Raw genomic sequence first — 16,101 nt, 5'->3', positions numbered from 1 at the left:
CATGCCAAGCAAAAAAGACCTCCGCCGCCACTTCCGCCGCCAACGGCAAAGCCTGCCGCCTGACGAACGGCGGCGCGCCGAAAAGCGCATCAACAGCCTGCTCAAAGGCTACCTGAAACGCGGCAAACGCCTGGCCGTTTATTGGCCCATCGGCAGCGAGCTGCGGCTCGACAGCCTCACCGCCGCCGCCCGCCGCCGCGGCACCAAGCTCTACCTGCCCTACATCGAACCGCGCCGCCTGCGCCTGTGGTTTACCCCCTTCCCGCAGCAGGGCCGCCCCGAACGACGACGCCGGGGCAAGCTGCACATCCCCCAGTTTGCCGGACGCAAAATCCGCATCCACAACCTGCACGGCATCGTCATCCCCCTAGTCGGCATCGACCGGCGCGGCTACCGCCTCGGCCAAGGCGGCGGCTACTATGACGTTACCCTCGCCGCCACCCGCCACCGCCTCTGCCCACGCAAAATCGGCGCAGGCTTCGCCTGCCAGGAAACCGACACCCTGCCCGCCGAAAAGCACGATATGCAGCTGGACGACTGGGTGTGCGAAAACGGTATCCGGCATTTCCGCCCAACCCACCGACAACAGTCGGAAACGGCCATCAATACGGCAGGGCAAGCCAACGCGGGATGAAACGTTTGAGCATGAATTGAAATAACCCTGCTGCCGATAAAATTACCGAAGAAACCCACCCTTTGGGTTCATTGGATAAGAAAAGGCTACCTGAAAGATTTCAGGTAGCCTTTTCTATTATTCAAATGTGCCTTATGCACCCAAGAACCAGAATTTCAATGCCCACAGCACGGCCACGCCCCACACCATCGGCGGCACGTCGCGGAATCGGCCGCAGCACAGTTTCACCAGGGCATAGCTGATGAAGCCCATGGCGATGCCGTCGGCAATTGAATAGGAGAAGGGCATAAACACCATGGTGAGGAAGGCGGGCGCGGCTTCGGTCATGTCGTGCCAGTCAATTTCGGTAGCCGAGCGCATCATGTGGATGCCGATATACAGCAGCGCGGGCGCGGTGGCGAAAGCGGGCACGGCTTCGGCCAGCGGCGAAAACCACAGGCAGGCGAGCATCAGCACGCCCACGGTAACGGCGGTAAGCCCGGTGCGGCCGCCCGCAGCCACGCCGGAAGCGCTTTCCACATAGGGCGTGGTGGAGGAAGTGCCCAGCGCCGCCCCGGCCACAATGGCTACTGAATCGGCAAACAGGGCTTTTTTCAGGCGCGGCAGTTTGCCGTTTTCCAACAGACCGGCACGGTGCGCCACGCCCACCAGCGTGCCGGTGCTGTCGAACAAATCCACCAGGAAAAAGACGAAAATCACCGCAATCAGGCTACCTGAAAACAGATGGTTGAAATCCATTTGCATAAAGGTGGGCGCCATGCTGGGAATGGCCGATACCACGCGCTCGAAGCGGGTCAGCCCCAGCGGCACGGCCAGCAGGGTAACGCCCAAAATGCCGATGATGATGGCGCCGCGCACGCGGAAATAATCCAGCACCACAATAATGAAAAAGCCCAGCAGCGCCAAGAGCATCGGCCAATTCGGCGTATACACGCCCGGCTGTCCTTCCACCGGCAGGCGGAATTCGCCCATGTGCACCAGCGTGGCCTCATTGCCCACCACCACGCCCGAACCTTTGAGCGCAATCAGCGCCAAAAACAGGCCGATACCGGCGGCAATCGCCATTTTCAGGCTCATCGGCAGCGCGTTCACCAACATTTCGCGCACTTTCAAAAAGCTGAACAAAATAAAGATGATGCCGGACACAAACACCGCCGCCAGCGCCACCTGCCACGGCACGCCCATGCCTTTGACCACGCTGAAGGTGAAATAGGCATTCAGCCCCATGCCGGGCGCCAGCGCAATTGGATAGTTGGCCAGCGCGCCCATAATCAGGCAGCCGATGGCGGCGGAAATACAGGTAGCCACAAATACCGCGCCAAAATCCATCCCCGCCTGCGACAGGGTGTGCGGATTCACCACGACGATGTAGCACATGGTGAGGAAGGTGGTCAGCCCCGCCATCAGCTCGGTGCGGATGGTGGTTTGGTTTTCGGAAAGTTTGAAATAACGGTCTAGAAAGGATTGCATGATGTTTCAAGTGTGGTTGGGAAAGGGTTGAGATAAAGGTTTCTTACAGGATTAAGCTCCGGTTTAATTTTTCAGCTAGCCTCTGTCTCTTTTGCTTTGTGTTTGACGCGTTATAAAGGCTACCTGAAATGTCTGCCGAACATTTTTCAGGTAGCCTCAGTGGTTAGCTGCGCGACCGGCGTACGGTTTTATCCATCCAATCAAACAGTTCGTCTAAGTCGTAATCGCCGCTGTGCGGCACGTCCCACGGCAGGGCGAAGTCCACCCGTTTGCCGCTGTTTTGCAGCTTGGCGGTGAGGATAGCAGCTATGGCCAGCGAGGTATCGCTATCGGCAGTGCCAACGCGGATGCGCCAATGCTGTGGCGCGGTGTGGCGGCTGATGTAGTGCATCGGATTCATCAGCTTCACGGTATGCGGGTCGGCCAGGGTGGCTTGTGCATTGGTACGGTGTTGGTAGGAGAAGGCGGTGAAGTGCTGTTTGTCGGTAGTAGCGGTGCCGAACAGTTGGTTTTCGCCGCTGCTCAAATCCAACGCATCGAAAGCGGGCGGGGTTTTCTGACGGCCGGCGGCACGGGCATAGGCAGCAAAGTCCACGGCACTCACTTTACCGTTGCGGATAGTGAGCCAGTTGCGGCTGCTCAAGTCTTTGCCTGCATCCAGCTGGCTTTGGGCCGAGCGGCGCAGGAAGGAGGCAACATAGTTTTTGAAGCTGCCGTTACCCTGCGCGTCTAACCGCAGTGCCCGGCCTTGCGGATCGCGTAGGCGCAGGCTGTTCACATAGGCTGGGAATTGGGCTTTAAGGCTACCTGAAATTTGGATTTGCTCATTGGTGAGCATGCCGTTTACCAATTTGCGTTCAACATGGTAATCGATCATCGAGATATCCATTTTTTGGTAGTCATTCACACCATTAAACTGCCATTCATAGGCAGCATCGGCATGATCCAGAATGGAAATCGGGCAATAGGCGGAAACGGCGAAAATATGGTCTTTGGCCGGAGCGGCGCTAAGCTGTTGCAGATAGGGCTCGTAGTCGGCCTGATTGCCGCTGGCACCGAGCAACACAGATAAAGCCCCGCCCGCGCTGGTGCCGTTGGAGATGATTTTTTCGGCATCCCCGGCCATCACTGCATCGTTGAAACGCAGGTAACGCACGGCTGCTTTCAAATCAACAATCGCGGCAGGCGCTTTGCCGGTGGCGGCGGTGCGGCCGCGCGCGCCGGGCGAGGCCACCACATAGCCTCTGGCCAAAGCAGCCTGCATGGCGTCCACCTGCCCTGCTTTGCGCGGGCCGAAACCACCCTGCCCCGGCACACCGGCTTTGGCCGGCATATAGCCGCCGATTTGGTTGGGCAGGAAGATGGGCGCGGTTTGCGCGGTGTAGCCGTTGATGCTGCCGCCGTTGAAATAGGCTTCGGGGATGTAGATATTGATGGTTTGATAAGCACTGTCGGCCGGATTAGCCACATACACGATATTTTCATAGGCACGATAAGCTACGGTTTGGCCGTTTACTACGGTGCTTTGGCGGGTGTAGTTTTGAGTGCGGAAATCGAGGCCGTGCCCTTGGCTGACTTCGACGGTTTTTGCCGCACTGCTGCCGCAAGCTAACGCCAAGATACCGGTTAACAGGGTGGTTTTGAATTTCATCATGTTATTCCTTTCTGCATGCTCGAAAAGCACGATTGTACGCCTAAAATGCTGACAGGCTACCTGAAAACGTTCGCCAAACATTTTTCAGGTAGCCTGTTATTTACTCCATCAGTTCGCCGCGTAACGAGAAGGTGAAGGCTTCGGTGATTTCGATCTCCACCATTTGGTTGATGAGCGATACATCACCGGTAAAGTTCACCACGCGGTTGTTGGCCGTGCGGGCTTGGAGCTGGTCGGAGTCTTTTTTGGAGATACCTTCCACCAGGCAGCGCTGTACCGTGCCGAGCATAGTTTGGTTGATGCGGGCGGTTTCGGCTTCGATGACTTCGTTCAAGGCTTCCAAGCGGCGCACTTTTTCTTCGTGCGGCGTATCGTCCGGCAGGTTGGCGGCGGGCGTGCCGGGGCGCAGGCTGTAAATGAAGACGAAGCTCAAATCGAAGGCGATGTCTTTCACCAATTTCAGCGTTTGCTCAAACTCGCGCTCGGTTTCGCCGGGGAAGCCGACAATGAAGTCGCTGCTCAGGCACAAATCGGGGCGGATGGCGCGCAGTTTGCGGATGATGGATTTGTATTCCAAGGCGGTGTAGCCGCGTTTCATCGCGCTCAGCACGCGGTCTGAACCGCTTTGAATCGGCAGGTGCAGGTGCGACACCAGCTTGGGCAGGTCGCGGTAGCATTCGATGATGGCATCGGTAAACTCGCGCGGGTGGCTGGTGGTGAAGCGCAGGCGTTCGATGCCGGGGATTTCGTGGGCGATGCGCAGCAGGGTGGCGAAGTCGCAGATTTCGCCGTTGTCCATTTCGCCGCGATAGGCGTTCACGTTTTGCCCCAGCAGATTGATTTCTTTCACGCCCTGCTGTGCTAGGCCGGCAATTTCGGTGAGCACGTCGTTCAGCGGGCGGGAAAATTCTTCGCCGCGCGTGTAGGGCACCACGCAGAAGCTACAATATTTGGAGCAGCCTTCCATGATGGAGATAAACGCGCTGCCGCCGTCCACGCGGGCGGGCGGCAGGTGATCGAATTTTTCGATTTCGGGAAAGGAAATGTCCACCTGCGAGAGGCCGGTGGTTTCTTTGTCCATAATCATTTTGGGCAGGCGGTGCAGGGTTTGCGGGCCGAACACCACGTCCACATAAGGCGCGCGTTCGATAATCGCCGCGCCTTCCTGCGAGGCGACGCAGCCTGCCACGCCGATGATGAGGTTGGGGTTTTTCTGTTTGAGCGGTTTTACGCGGCCGAGGTCGGAAAATACTTTTTCCTGCGCTTTTTCGCGCACGGAGCAGGTGTTGAAGAGGATGATGTCGGCGTTGTCGGGTTCGGCAACCTGTTCGATGCCGCCATGTTCTTCGGCGAGGACGGCGAGCATTTTGTCACTGTCGTATTCGTTCATTTGGCAGCCGAAGGTGCGGATAAAGACTTTTTTCATGGTTTGGTTCTTCTTTCAGGTGTCCCGTAATTGCGGGGCTGATGGTTTGCGGAGGCGGCATTATACGCAGTGTGCCTCTGGATGAAAAGGCGGAATTAAAACAAAATGATGTGGCATGATTTAAGGCTACCTGAAACCCTGCTAAAGCGAGGGATTTCTTTCAGGTAGCCTTATTGCATAAGGCGGACAGCCCTATTCTCTGTTACGGCCGTGCCAAAAATAGCGTAGCACGAAGCCGGGAAAGGCGAGCACCAAATAAAGGCACACCACCGCCACATAAAACTGCCAATGCTGACGGTGCACGCTGCCGGCCTGCGCCTCCAGCATATAGGCCAGCAAAGCCACAAAGGCAAAACCGGCCAGCAGCTCCGGCAAATGGTGGATAAAGCGTTTTTCAGGTAGCCTTTTGTGGCCGAACCAGCGCACCGTAACAAACGGCAGGTTGGCGCACACCAAGGCCAGCAATAGCAGCAGATACATCGCCGCCGTCATCGCCCTGCCCTACCCAATGTTGGTTTAGAAGGTTTTTTCCAGCGCATATACGCACCAATCCATCAGCAGGCTCGGCATCAGGCCGAACAGAAGCAAAGCCAAGGCGCAGGCGGAAAGCAACACCCTGCCCCCTACACACATAACCGGGGCTTGTGCCGGCTCGGCGGCCTCGTCCATATACATCACTTTCACCACGCGCAGGTAGTAGAACGCGCCAATCAGCGACATCACCACCGCAAACACTGCCGGCCACACAAAGCCTTGTCCCACCAATGCTTTCAACACGCTGAATTTGGCATAGAAGCCGGCCAGCGGCGGAATGCCGGCCATACTGAACATCACCAGCAGCATCAGGAAGGCATACCAAGGATAGCGTTGGTTCAGGCCTGCCAAATCGGCGATTTCCTCGCAGTCGCGCCCTTCGCGCGAGAGCAACATCAGCACGCCGAAGCCGGTGAGCGCCATCAGCGCATAGGTGAGCGCGTAATACAGTGCGGCGCTAAAGCCTTCAAGCCCGCCCATAAACGCCAGCAATACGAAACCCATATGCGATACCGTAGAATAGGCCAGCATACGTTTGATATTGGTCTGCATCACGGCAGCCAGGTTGCCCACCAAGAGCGAAGCCAGTGCCAACATATTCAGCATCGGCACCCAATCGGTGTGCAACGCGCCCAAGCCGGTAACCAAAATGCGGAAGGCAAACACTGCGGCCGCGATTTTCGGCGCCGTGCCCACCAACGCGGTAACAGCCGTGCTGGAGCCGTGATACACATCCGGCACCCACATATGGAACGGCACCGCGCCCAGCTTGAACGCCACCGCCACCACCACAAATACCAACCCAAGCTTCAACAGCCACGGATTGGCCGCCTGCCCCACCCCTGCCATCAGCACTTCCGGCAAGAGCAGCGAACCGGTAGCACCGTAAATCATGGAGATGCCATACAGCAGCAGGCCGGAAGCCAGCGCACCGAGCACGAAATACTTCAAGGCCGCCTCACTGGCGCGGGTATCCTCGCGGCGCAGTGCGATCAGCGCATACAGCGACAACGATAGGAGCTCCAAACCGATGTACAGGGTGAGGAAATGGTTGGCGCTTACCATCACGCACATGCCCAGCAGCGCAAACATAGTGAGCGAATAGAATTCACCTTTATAAATCTGACGTGCTTTCAGGTAGCCTCTCGACACCACGAACAACACCAGCACCACGGCATAAACCGCGAGCTTGGCCACATACGACATGCCGTCCAACACAAACATCGCATTGAAGGTTTCCACCGGTTCTCCCGGCCATAAGGCTACCTGAAAAACCGCAGCGGCCAGCACGCCCAATATGGCCAGGCCGGCAGTGATGCCGCGTTTTTCATCCGGCAGCCACAAATCCACCAGCAGCACCGCGCACAATGCCGTGAGCAGCACGATTTCGGGCATGGCGGGGATTAAGTTCAGATCAGTCCAGTTCATTCACACACCTCAAATCTTGCTTTGCGCCACATGCGCGATCAAATCGTTGGCCGCCTGATGCACCACGGCGATAAACGGCTCCGGCCACAGGCCCATGCCCAGCACGGCGGCGGCGAGGATGGCCAGAATGGCAAATTCGCGACGGTTGATGTCTTTCATTTCGGCCACATGCGGGTTGGTCACCGCACCGAAAATCACGCGTTTGTACATCCACAGCGTGTAGGCCGCGCCCAGAATCAGCGTCAGTGCCGCCAGCGCGCCCACGATCAGGTTGTAGTTCACCGCGCCCATAATAACCATAAATTCACCCACGAAGCCGGAAGTGGCGGGCAGGCCGGCGTTGGCCATAGCAAACAGCATCATGAAGGCGGCAAATTTCGGCATCACGGTAACCACGCCGCCGTAGTCGGCAATGTTGCGGCTGTGCAGGCGGTCGTACATCACGCCGATGCAGAAGAACATGGCGGCGGAAACGAAGCCGTGCGAAATCATCTGCATAATCGCACCTTTCAACGCCCACGGCTGCAACTGCATCTGATTGGTAAACAGGAACATACCCAGGGTAACGAAACCCATATGGCTGATGGAGGAATAGGCCACCAGTTTTTTCATATCGGTTTGTGCCAAAGCCACCATGCCAATATAAATTACCGCAATCAGGCTGAGCACGATGATGGCGGGCGCGAAATAGCGCGACGCATCAGGCAGGATGGGCAGGATGAAGCGCAGAAAGCCGTATGCGCCGAGTTTCAGCGTAATCGCCGCCAGCACCATCGAACCGCCGGTGGGTGCTTCCACGTGCGCGTCGGGCAGCCAGGTGTGCACCGGGAACATCGGCACTTTCACCGCAAACGACAGGAAGAAGGCGGCAAACAGAATCTGTTGGGTAAACAGCGGAATCTGTTTGATGTTTTGGAAATCTTCAATCGCGAAGCTGCCGCCGGTTTGGAACGACAAATATACCAAGGCCACCAGCATCAGCAGCGAACCCATCAGCGTGTAGAGGAAGAGTTTCACCGAGGCATACACGCGGCGCGGCCCGCCCCACACGCCGATAATCAGATACAGCGGAATCAGCATGCCTTCGAAGAAGATATAGAACAGCATGGCATCACGGGCGGCAAACGCGCCGTTGATCAGGCCGGACATAATCAGGAAGGCCGCCATGTATTGTGCCACCTTTTTCTGAATCACTTCCCAGCCCGCCAGCACCACCATCAACGTGATGAAGGCGTTGAGGATAACAAACAGCACGGAAATGCCGTCCACGCCCAGCGCGTAGTTGATGTTGAGCGCGGGAATCCACGCATAAAACTCGGCAAACTGGAAGCCGCCGCTCAAGCGGTCGAACTGGGTAAACAGCGGCAACGTAACCAGAAAACCGGCCAGCGCGCCGACAACAGCCAGTATCCGCGCCAAGGGAGCACGGCGGTCGCAGCCGGTAGCCAGCACCAATAATCCGGCGGCTATCGGCAGCCAGATTGCCAAGCTGAGAAGATGGTTAGAAAACATAGTTGTAACCTGTGGTTTGAATAAATAAATCGTCGTTTTTCTGCGTTTGCCGCTTTTCAGACGGCCTCAAACAGCTTAAACGCTGCCCTCTTTCTCAATCACCAAAATCCGCGCTTCGCCGCGCGGGTGGGCGACGTGTTCCGCGCCGATGCCGGCATAGAAGATGTCGCCGCTTTGCAGCCGCGCCACGCGCTCTTCGCCGTTTTCGCGGTAGTGCATGTCCACTTCGCCGTCCATCACGGCAAACACTTCCTCGCCGTCGTTCACATGCCATTTGTAGGGCCGGTCCGTCCAATGCAGGCGCACGGTGATGCCGTTCAGATTGGCGATGCTGCGCGCGCCCCATGCCCTCTCGGCGGTGAATTCGGCGGCGCGGATGATGTCGGTTGCGCTCATTTTTTCCTCTGTGTGTGGTGTTTTCAGACGGCCTTTTAGTTTTTCAGGTAGCCTTAATTAGCTGTCCCGCCCGAACGGTTTACTTTCTGCTCGAAACGGATAAAGGCGGCAATCATGGCCTGCCACACGGCTTCCGCCACGTCGGGCGATAAGCCTGCCGCCGCAGCCTGTTCGCGCCGTGCCTTCAGCACCTGCGCCACCCTCTCGGGCGCGACCACGGCCTGCGTGTCGTGCTTGGGTTTCAGACGGCCAGCCTGTGCAACCAACTGCTGCCGCCGCGCCAGCAAGCCGATGAGTTGGCTGTCCAGCTCGTCAATCGCCTGCCGCACTTCGGCTAGGGTATCGGGCAAAATATCGGCATCCATTTTTCAGGTAGCCTTTATCTGAACCAAAGCTGCCAGAAGAACACCACAATCAGCACCAACACGCCGGAAACCATGGCGGCGGCGTAGGTGTAGATGAAGCCGGTTTGCAGACGGCGCACCTGCCCTGCCACCGCGCCGACCAGCTTGGCTGCGCCGTTTACCAAGCCGTTGTCGATGATTGCGGTATCGACAGCCTTCCAGAAAAAAGTACCCAGCGCGCGCGTGCCTTTGGCAAACACGGCAAAGTAGATGTTGTCGAGGTAGTATTTGTTTTCAAACAGCACATACACCGGGCGGAAGGTCTGCGCGATTTTGGCGGGCAGCTGCGGCGCTTTCACATACAGGAACCACGCGGCCAATACGCCGCCGACGGCCAGATACAGCACGGGCGTGTGCAGGCTGTGCGACACCATGGCCATTGCGCCGTGGAATTCTTCCTTCATGATGTGCATCACCGGATGCAGCTCGTGATTGACATAAATCACGTCTTTGAAGAAATCGCCGTACAGCATCGGCTCGATGGCAATGTAGCCGATAATCACGGACGGAATCGCCAGCAAAATCAGCGGCAGGGTAACCACCCACGGGCTTTCATGCGGGTTGTCGGACGGTTTCAGGCCGTGGTGTTGGCCGTGGTCGTCGTGATGGTCATGTTTGGCCTCGCGCCAGCGTTCTTTGCCGTGGAAGACGATAAAGTATTGGCGGAAGGCGTAAAACGCGGTAACGAACACGCTGGCCAGCACGGCGAAATAGGCGAAGCCGCTGCCGGGCAGGTTGCTGGCGTGCACCGCTTCGATAATCGAATCTTTGGAATAGAAACCGGAGAACAGCGGCGTGCCGATGAGGGCGAGGTTGCCCAGCAGCATGGTGAACCAGGTAATCGGCATGTATTTGCGCAGGCCGCCCATATTGCGCATGTCCTGGTCGTGGTGCATACCGATAATCACGCTGCCCGCCGCCAAGAACAGCAAGGCTTTGAAGAAGGCGTGGGTCATCACATGGAACATGGCCACGGAATAGGCGGACACGCCCAAAGCCACGGTCATATAACCGAGCTGCGACAGGGTGGAATAGGCCACCACGCGTTTGATGTCGTTTTGAATTGTGCCGAGGAAGCCCATAAACAGCGCGGTAATCGCGCCAATCACCATAATCACGCTCAGCGCGGTGGTGGATAACTCATACATCGGCGACATGCGCGACACCATAAACAGGCCGGCGGTTACCATCGTAGCGGCGTGAATCAGCGCGGAAATCGGGGTCGGGCCTTCCATGGAATCGGGCAGCCACACATGCAGCGGGAATTGGGCGGATTTACCCATCGCGCCGACAAACAGCAACAGGCAGGTGATGGTAATCAAATCCCAGCCGAACAGGGTACTGCCGACCACATTGGGCAGATAGGCGAACACGTCGGCATAGCGCAGGCTGCCGCCGAAATAGGCCAGCACCAAACCGATGCCGAGCACGAAGCCGAAGTCGCCCACACGGTTGACCAAGAAGGCTTTCAGGTTGGCGAAAATCGCGCTGTCGCGTTTGAAATAGAAGCCGATTAGGAGGTAGGACACCAAACCGACCGCTTCCCAGCCGAAGAAAAGCTGGATGAAGTTATTGGACATAATCAGCATCAACATGCTGAAGGTAAACAATGAGATATAGCTGAAGAAGCGTTGGTAGCCGACTTCTTCGTCCGCCATATAGCCGATGGTGTAGATGTGCACCATGAGCGACACGGAAGTAACCACCACCATCATCAGCGCGGTAAGGCTGTCCACCAGGAAGCCGACCGAGAAATCCAGCCCGTTCATGGTCAGCCAGGTATAGACGTTTTCATCGAACTTAGCACGGCTGCCGTCGATAAACCCGCACAGCACATAGGCCGACAGCACGGCGGATACGGCCACGCCGAGTATGGTAACCGTGTGCGCGCCCCGGCGGCCGATGGTATTGCCGAACAGCCCGGCCAGCAAACAGCCCGCCAAGGGCGTGAGGGCGATGATGAGGTATAAAGTCATGTCAGTCATGTTGTTGCCATCCTTACGGATAAATCTTTCAATTTTGTGCGGCCCGTTTTCAGACAGCCTCTTTGGCTGTCCGTCAGGCTACCTGAAAAAATAGATAATTTTACGAATTGCAAACGAGCAAATTCACTGCTTTTCAGGAAATTTGAATTCAGCTCGCTCCAATCGTTTATATGCCACTGCTAATTGCTCTTCAGTAAACAAATCACACCACGGCTTCTGTAACACTAAATATTCCATACTGTACTGTAAAGCGTGTATTCCACCACCGCTCAGAATCAGTTCTGCAAAGCCACTTTGAGTACGATCGCCTGTGCTCAATAATTTATCAGCTGCCTTTTTCCCACCCAACTCATTTACCATTCGAAAAAATCGTGTTGCACGGTATGGCTTCGGAAAATCTAAAGCATTGTAATAAATGTCCAGCATGGCTTTGTGAAATTCTTGTTTCAACTGTTCTTCGCCCATAACCTCTTATCTTCAGCCAATCACTTAATTTATGTTGGAACCTACCTTAGTTATGATAAGGCTACCTGAAACTTTCAGACGGCCTGTTTTCAGGTAGCCCTAGCCTTTGAGGCTGTCCAAATCCGTTACGTTGATCGTGTTGCGGTTGCGGTATACCAAAACCATAATCGCCAGGCCGATGGCGGATTCGGCCGCGGCCACGGTGAGCACGAAGAAAACGAAAATCTGCCCCGCGCTGTCGCCGAGGTAGCGCGAGAAGGCGATAAAGTTGAAGTTCACCGCCAGCAGCATCAATTCGATCGACATCAGCAAAATCAGCACGTTTTTGCGGTTCATGAAAATGCCCATCGCGCTGATGCCGAACAACAGGGCGGACAGCACCAGATAATGCGTAATCGTAATCATGCTTTGCCCTCCCCTTCGGCGGCGTCGGATTCGGCGGCTTCGCCGTTGTTTTCTTCGCTTTCAGACGGCCTCTGCACCACGGCTTCCATTTTCACCATACGCAGGCGGCCTTTTTTCGCGTCCACTTTAACCTGATCGGCCGGATTGATGTATTTCGGCTTGAAGGTTTTGCGGTGCACCAGCGCGATGGCGGCCACCATACCCAGCACCAGCAGCACGGCCGCCAGCTCGAAAGGCAGCAGGTAGGTGGTGTAAATCTGCGTGCCCAGCTCGCGCACGTTGCTGTGGTCGGCCGGCACATCGTTCATCTGGCCGAAGGCGGCCAAATCGGTGGCAGGCGCAACCAAAATCATAATCAGCGCCACGGCCATCAGCACGCCGACCACGGCGGCCACCGGAGCGTTGCGCCAGAAGCCTTTGCGCATTTCCTCCACGTCGATGTTGAGCATCATCACCACGAACAGGAACAGCACCATTACCGCGCCCACATACACCACCACCAGCGTGATGCCGAGGAATTCGGCCTGCATCAGCATCCACATCATCGCGCTCATGCAGAAAGTGAGTACCAGATACAGCGCGGCATGCACCGGGTTTTTCACGGTTACGGTTTTCAGCGCGCCGAACAGGATGATGGCGGCCAACAGGTAAAACAGAATAAGTTGAAAGTTCATATTTTTGCACTTTCCGTTTCGGGATATTTCAATCGGTTTTGCTTTGCGTTCCGGCTTGGCCGGACGCGGTTTATTGGCTGCGCCATTGGCTGCGCCAATAGCTTAAGAATTCATCTGCCAAACCTTCCGGGTTGGCGCGTTCCGTCCACAACAAGGGGGCATCGTAATACTCCAATTCGTGTACCAGCACGGGAATATTTTTGCCGAACGTTCCGGCAATCACGCCCTCGGCAAACAGGCGTTGCACCACGGCGATTTGGGTTTCGACAAAGGCCTGGTAAAACTCGTTCGATTTCTTGTCTGTTCCACTGCTTTCGTCTTCATCGTCGCCATCAAACATGGCTTCGTATTGTTCTTCGGTGTAGGCAAAGGGCGCACTTGCCAGCCATGCTTGGAGTTCTTGGTTGTTTCTATATGCGTCTACGCCCAACAATTCGGCTTCGTCTTGCAGCCAATAGGCATAATTCCACTTGGCTTCGTCATCCTGATTAAGCGTCTTACCCTTCTTGCCTTCAAACTGCTCGCAAGTGTTGTAACTGACCGAAAGGCCGGGCAGCCACTCATCGCCGCCCCGAACCCAGAACGATAAGGCATATACATCATCCCGAATCTCTTCAGACAGTCCGGCCAATGCGGCAACGGTTTTCTGAAAAACCATATCGGCAAAGGCTTGTTGCGTATCCATTCTGTATTTCCTTCAATCACAGCAGCCGGAATATTGGGCTTCAGGCTACCTGAAAACTCTGCGGGCGTTCCGTTCTTTAGCGGTACGGCGCATCGGCCGCTTTGCGTTTGGCGATTTCGGCTTCGTATTTATCGCCAATGGCCAGCAAAATCGGCTTGGTCATGTGCAAATCGCCTTTTTTCTCGCCGTAGTATTCAAAAATATGGGTTTCCACAATCGCATCGGTGGGGCAGGCTTCTTCGCAGAAGCCGCAGAAGATGCACTTGGTTAAGTCGATGTCGTAACGGGTGGTGCGGCGGGTGCCGTCTTCGCGCTCTTCGCTTTCAATATTGATTGCCATGGCGGGGCAGACGGCCTCGCACAGTTTGCAGGCGATGCAGCGCTCTTCGCCGTTCGGATAGCGGCGTTGGGCGTGCAGGCCGCGGAAACGCACAGATTGCGGCGTTTTTTCTTCGGGGAAGTAAATCGTGTCTTTGCGGGCGAAGAAGTTTTTGAGCGTTACGCCCATGCCTTTCACCAATTCGCCCAGCAGGAAGGTTTTTACTAAATTAGCCATTACTCTTCACCATAATAAAACAGATTCATGATATATATCACTGAATAGAAAAATAAATTAATAGTTGTGGAATTCTTCCAAGTGCTTGGAAATTGCCTTTTCCATAGTTGGATATCAATCCATAAACGGTGCCATCATATATTTATTTCACAAAAGAGATATGGCCAACTGATCAGAATTATCTTCTTTTAAAATAATTTCTGACTTTGGTTCTATATTTAAGACAACCGAACGCAATATCTCAAAAGCCAAATATCTATAAATCGACTCAGGAGGGCTATCTGTTTTTACGTACTGTATCTTTTTTATAAAAAAGCGTTTCTCAAATTCAGCATATATATCTGATGTAGCCATCAATACCTGCCGCATAATTTTCTTTTCATCCAACTTGTTTTTATAGAAATTATCAGAATCTAATCCAACTAACATAACAGATGATTCAGGCTTCTCTGACAGACATATTCCCAACATATTATGAACATTACCTGTTTCTCGAACAATGACATAACCATTATCTGGTTGAATATAGAAATCCATTATTTTATTTTTCTTTCTCCAACCTAAAATCCAAACCAAATGGAAAAATATATACACAAGTTGTATCACAATTGAAATTCTTATAGATGCTTAGAAGCCGCCATTTCCATAGTCAGATACCAACTCATGAACAGCGCCATCATCTCTTATAAAATCAATTCATTGTATAACTTCTCAGAAACAATTACATCATTTTCAATATCCGAATAAAAAATCAGTCATGATAACGGCGTATTTACTCTCTGATATATTCACCAATATATACATTCTTAAATTCTGATCGAATAACTTGATATAAATTATCTTTCTTTCATAAATAATCTTACTTTAGAATCCATTTTCCATACCAGCATCCTTAATGAGAGTACCCGCTATATATAAACACCCAATTGCACCTACCAATCCGCAGGATAAAAACTAAAGCTTAACTCTAAATTTAATCCACTAATCAAGTTCATTTGTTCCGGCCATATTGCAGGACCACCAGATATGCCTTTTGCGAACCAAACACATTTTAAAGACATACGGCATTGGCTTTGTAAGGCAAGAATATTTTCTTTTTCCGGATAAATTATATTGAGCACATAGTCTAAATGGTCTCTTGCATCCTTAGAGATAATTTTCTTATCAGAAGAAATTACCCATAAATCATTTGGTACTACCCATTTTTTACCTCTCGAGTTAGTAAGAATTTCTCCCTTTCTTACATCTTTATCAGGTATAAAGGTAGGATGAAATTTTTTCTTGATTTTATTGAAATCACAATAAACAGTAAAAAATACATAAACATCATCACAATTATCATAATCCCTATTAACAGGAGTAAGTCTACTTTGTATATTTGGAAATATTTTCATATATGATCTCCTATGTTACCAAAAATTTCCCCATCCCTACCTATATAATCACCATTAGACATAATTTTCCCATGATGATTATCAGGCAAACCGTAGTAATTTTTTAGCGATTCAAGACCACGACCAATATCCCTTGCATGATAATTGCTGCCTTAATGTTTATTTAACTCATTTGCTGTCCTTTTATTGATCGCATTTCCGCCACTCTGTACAACCCTAGAACCACAACCATTATGTACCCAAACCCCTTCGGTTTGGCTGCCACTGCCACACACAAAATAAGTATGCCAATCCGATACGTTCAGATTGTAGGCAATCCGTGGTTTTTGCTCGGTACTTACCTTTTCCACTACCTGTTCTGAACCGCTCTCAGACAGTAGCCGTTCTCCTGTTTTCCAGGTAGCCTGTCTCTATCCATCTGCCGTTACTGTAAAATATCGGAATTATCTTCTTTTAGAAAATCTCTGAGTCAGCTTAAT

At 53.6% G+C, this 16,101-nt stretch carries 18 protein-coding genes; 1 reads left to right on the top strand and 17 read right to left on the bottom strand.

Going from position 1 to position 16,101, the window contains the following annotated elements; translation table 11 throughout:
- Nucleotide 1 precedes the first annotated feature (1 nt).
- Nucleotides 2-634, top strand: coding sequence for a 5-formyltetrahydrofolate cyclo-ligase (locus tag ELB75_RS05540; RefSeq protein ID WP_126983066.1), 633 nt, complete (start codon nucleotides 2-4; stop codon nucleotides 632-634).
- A 132-nt stretch (nucleotides 635-766) separates the two neighbouring features.
- Here ELB75_RS05540 and ELB75_RS05535 read toward each other — a convergent pair whose 3' ends face one another.
- The 17 genes from ELB75_RS05535 to ELB75_RS13215 all read right to left on the bottom strand — a co-directional run bounded on the left by ELB75_RS05535 (nucleotide 767) and on the right by ELB75_RS13215 (nucleotide 15,972).
- Nucleotides 767-2,104 (bottom strand): NCS2 family permease, encoded by a 1,338-nt coding sequence (locus tag ELB75_RS05535; protein ID WP_126983065.1) that lies wholly within the window; start codon nucleotides 2,102-2,104, stop codon nucleotides 767-769.
- Nucleotides 2,105-2,267: 163 nt separating this feature from the next.
- Nucleotides 2,268-3,758, bottom strand: coding sequence for a subtype B tannase (locus ELB75_RS05530; protein ID WP_126983064.1), 1,491 nt, complete (start codon nucleotides 3,756-3,758; stop codon nucleotides 2,268-2,270).
- Nucleotides 3,759-3,858: 100 nt separating this feature from the next.
- Nucleotides 3,859-5,184 carry a tRNA (N6-isopentenyl adenosine(37)-C2)-methylthiotransferase MiaB gene (gene miaB / locus ELB75_RS05525; RefSeq protein ID WP_126983063.1) on the bottom strand — a complete coding sequence of 442 codons (1,326 nt, stop codon included), beginning with the start codon at nucleotides 5,182-5,184 and terminating at the stop codon, nucleotides 3,859-3,861.
- Nucleotides 5,185-5,376: 192 nt separating this feature from the next.
- Nucleotides 5,377-5,676, bottom strand: coding sequence for a DUF2818 family protein (locus tag ELB75_RS05520; protein WP_126983062.1), 300 nt, complete (start codon nucleotides 5,674-5,676; stop codon nucleotides 5,377-5,379).
- 24 nt (nucleotides 5,677-5,700) lie between these two features.
- Nucleotides 5,701-7,146 (bottom strand): NADH-quinone oxidoreductase subunit NuoN, encoded by a 1,446-nt coding sequence (nuoN, locus tag ELB75_RS05515; RefSeq protein ID WP_126983061.1) that lies wholly within the window; start codon nucleotides 7,144-7,146, stop codon nucleotides 5,701-5,703.
- A 9-nt stretch (nucleotides 7,147-7,155) separates the two neighbouring features.
- On the bottom strand, nucleotides 7,156-8,658 hold the full coding sequence (locus ELB75_RS05510) for an NADH-quinone oxidoreductase subunit M (RefSeq protein ID WP_126983060.1): 1,503 nt from the start codon (nucleotides 8,656-8,658) through the stop codon (nucleotides 7,156-7,158).
- Between the two features lie 75 nt (nucleotides 8,659-8,733).
- Nucleotides 8,734-9,054 (bottom strand): cupin domain-containing protein, encoded by a 321-nt coding sequence (locus ELB75_RS05505; RefSeq protein WP_064086129.1) that lies wholly within the window; start codon nucleotides 9,052-9,054, stop codon nucleotides 8,734-8,736.
- 53 nt (nucleotides 9,055-9,107) lie between these two features.
- Nucleotides 9,108-9,419, bottom strand: a complete 312-nt coding sequence (locus ELB75_RS05500) for a chorismate mutase (protein WP_126983059.1) — start codon at nucleotides 9,417-9,419, stop codon at nucleotides 9,108-9,110.
- 14 nt (nucleotides 9,420-9,433) lie between these two features.
- Entirely contained in the window at nucleotides 9,434-11,443 is a 2,010-nt protein-coding gene (gene nuoL, locus ELB75_RS05495) for an NADH-quinone oxidoreductase subunit L (RefSeq protein WP_126983058.1), read from the bottom strand.
- A gap of 123 nt (nucleotides 11,444-11,566) precedes the next feature.
- Nucleotides 11,567-11,908 (bottom strand): hypothetical protein, encoded by a 342-nt coding sequence (locus tag ELB75_RS05490; RefSeq protein WP_126983057.1) that lies wholly within the window; start codon nucleotides 11,906-11,908, stop codon nucleotides 11,567-11,569.
- A gap of 99 nt (nucleotides 11,909-12,007) precedes the next feature.
- Nucleotides 12,008-12,313: an NADH-quinone oxidoreductase subunit NuoK gene (gene nuoK, locus ELB75_RS05485; protein WP_003773732.1), complete on the bottom strand. Its 306-nt coding sequence runs from the start codon at nucleotides 12,311-12,313 to the stop codon at nucleotides 12,008-12,010.
- Nucleotides 12,310-12,987 (bottom strand): NADH-quinone oxidoreductase subunit J, encoded by a 678-nt coding sequence (locus tag ELB75_RS05480; protein WP_003822937.1) that lies wholly within the window; start codon nucleotides 12,985-12,987, stop codon nucleotides 12,310-12,312. The genes nuoK and ELB75_RS05480 overlap by 4 nt, the downstream gene beginning before the upstream one ends.
- A 70-nt stretch (nucleotides 12,988-13,057) precedes the next feature.
- The gene (locus tag ELB75_RS05475) at nucleotides 13,058-13,672 is read right to left on the bottom strand and encodes a hypothetical protein (protein ID WP_126983056.1); all 615 of its coding nucleotides are present in this window, start codon (nucleotides 13,670-13,672) and stop codon (nucleotides 13,058-13,060) included.
- Between the two features lie 76 nt (nucleotides 13,673-13,748).
- Entirely contained in the window at nucleotides 13,749-14,228 is a 480-nt protein-coding gene (gene nuoI / locus ELB75_RS05470) for an NADH-quinone oxidoreductase subunit NuoI (RefSeq protein ID WP_126983055.1), read from the bottom strand.
- A gap of 147 nt (nucleotides 14,229-14,375) precedes the next feature.
- A complete protein-coding gene (locus tag ELB75_RS05465; RefSeq protein WP_126983054.1) occupies nucleotides 14,376-14,765 on the bottom strand; it encodes a hypothetical protein in 390 nt (129 codons plus the stop codon).
- Nucleotides 14,766-15,160: 395 nt separating this feature from the next.
- Complete coding sequence (locus ELB75_RS05460) at nucleotides 15,161-15,622, bottom strand: DUF4279 domain-containing protein (protein WP_126983053.1); 462 nt, start codon at nucleotides 15,620-15,622, stop codon at nucleotides 15,161-15,163.
- A 152-nt stretch (nucleotides 15,623-15,774) separates the two neighbouring features.
- The gene (locus ELB75_RS13215) at nucleotides 15,775-15,972 is read right to left on the bottom strand and encodes a polymorphic toxin-type HINT domain-containing protein (RefSeq protein ID WP_431306052.1); all 198 of its coding nucleotides are present in this window, start codon (nucleotides 15,970-15,972) and stop codon (nucleotides 15,775-15,777) included.
- Between the last annotated feature and the right edge of the window lie 129 nt (nucleotides 15,973-16,101).

It is taken from the genome of Eikenella corrodens (assembly GCF_003990355.1).
GTDB classification, from domain to species: Bacteria; Pseudomonadota; Gammaproteobacteria; order Burkholderiales; family Neisseriaceae; genus Eikenella; species Eikenella corrodens_B.
The sequence above is the reverse complement of the archived record's forward strand: the minus strand, read 5'-3'. Positions and strand labels throughout refer to the sequence as shown.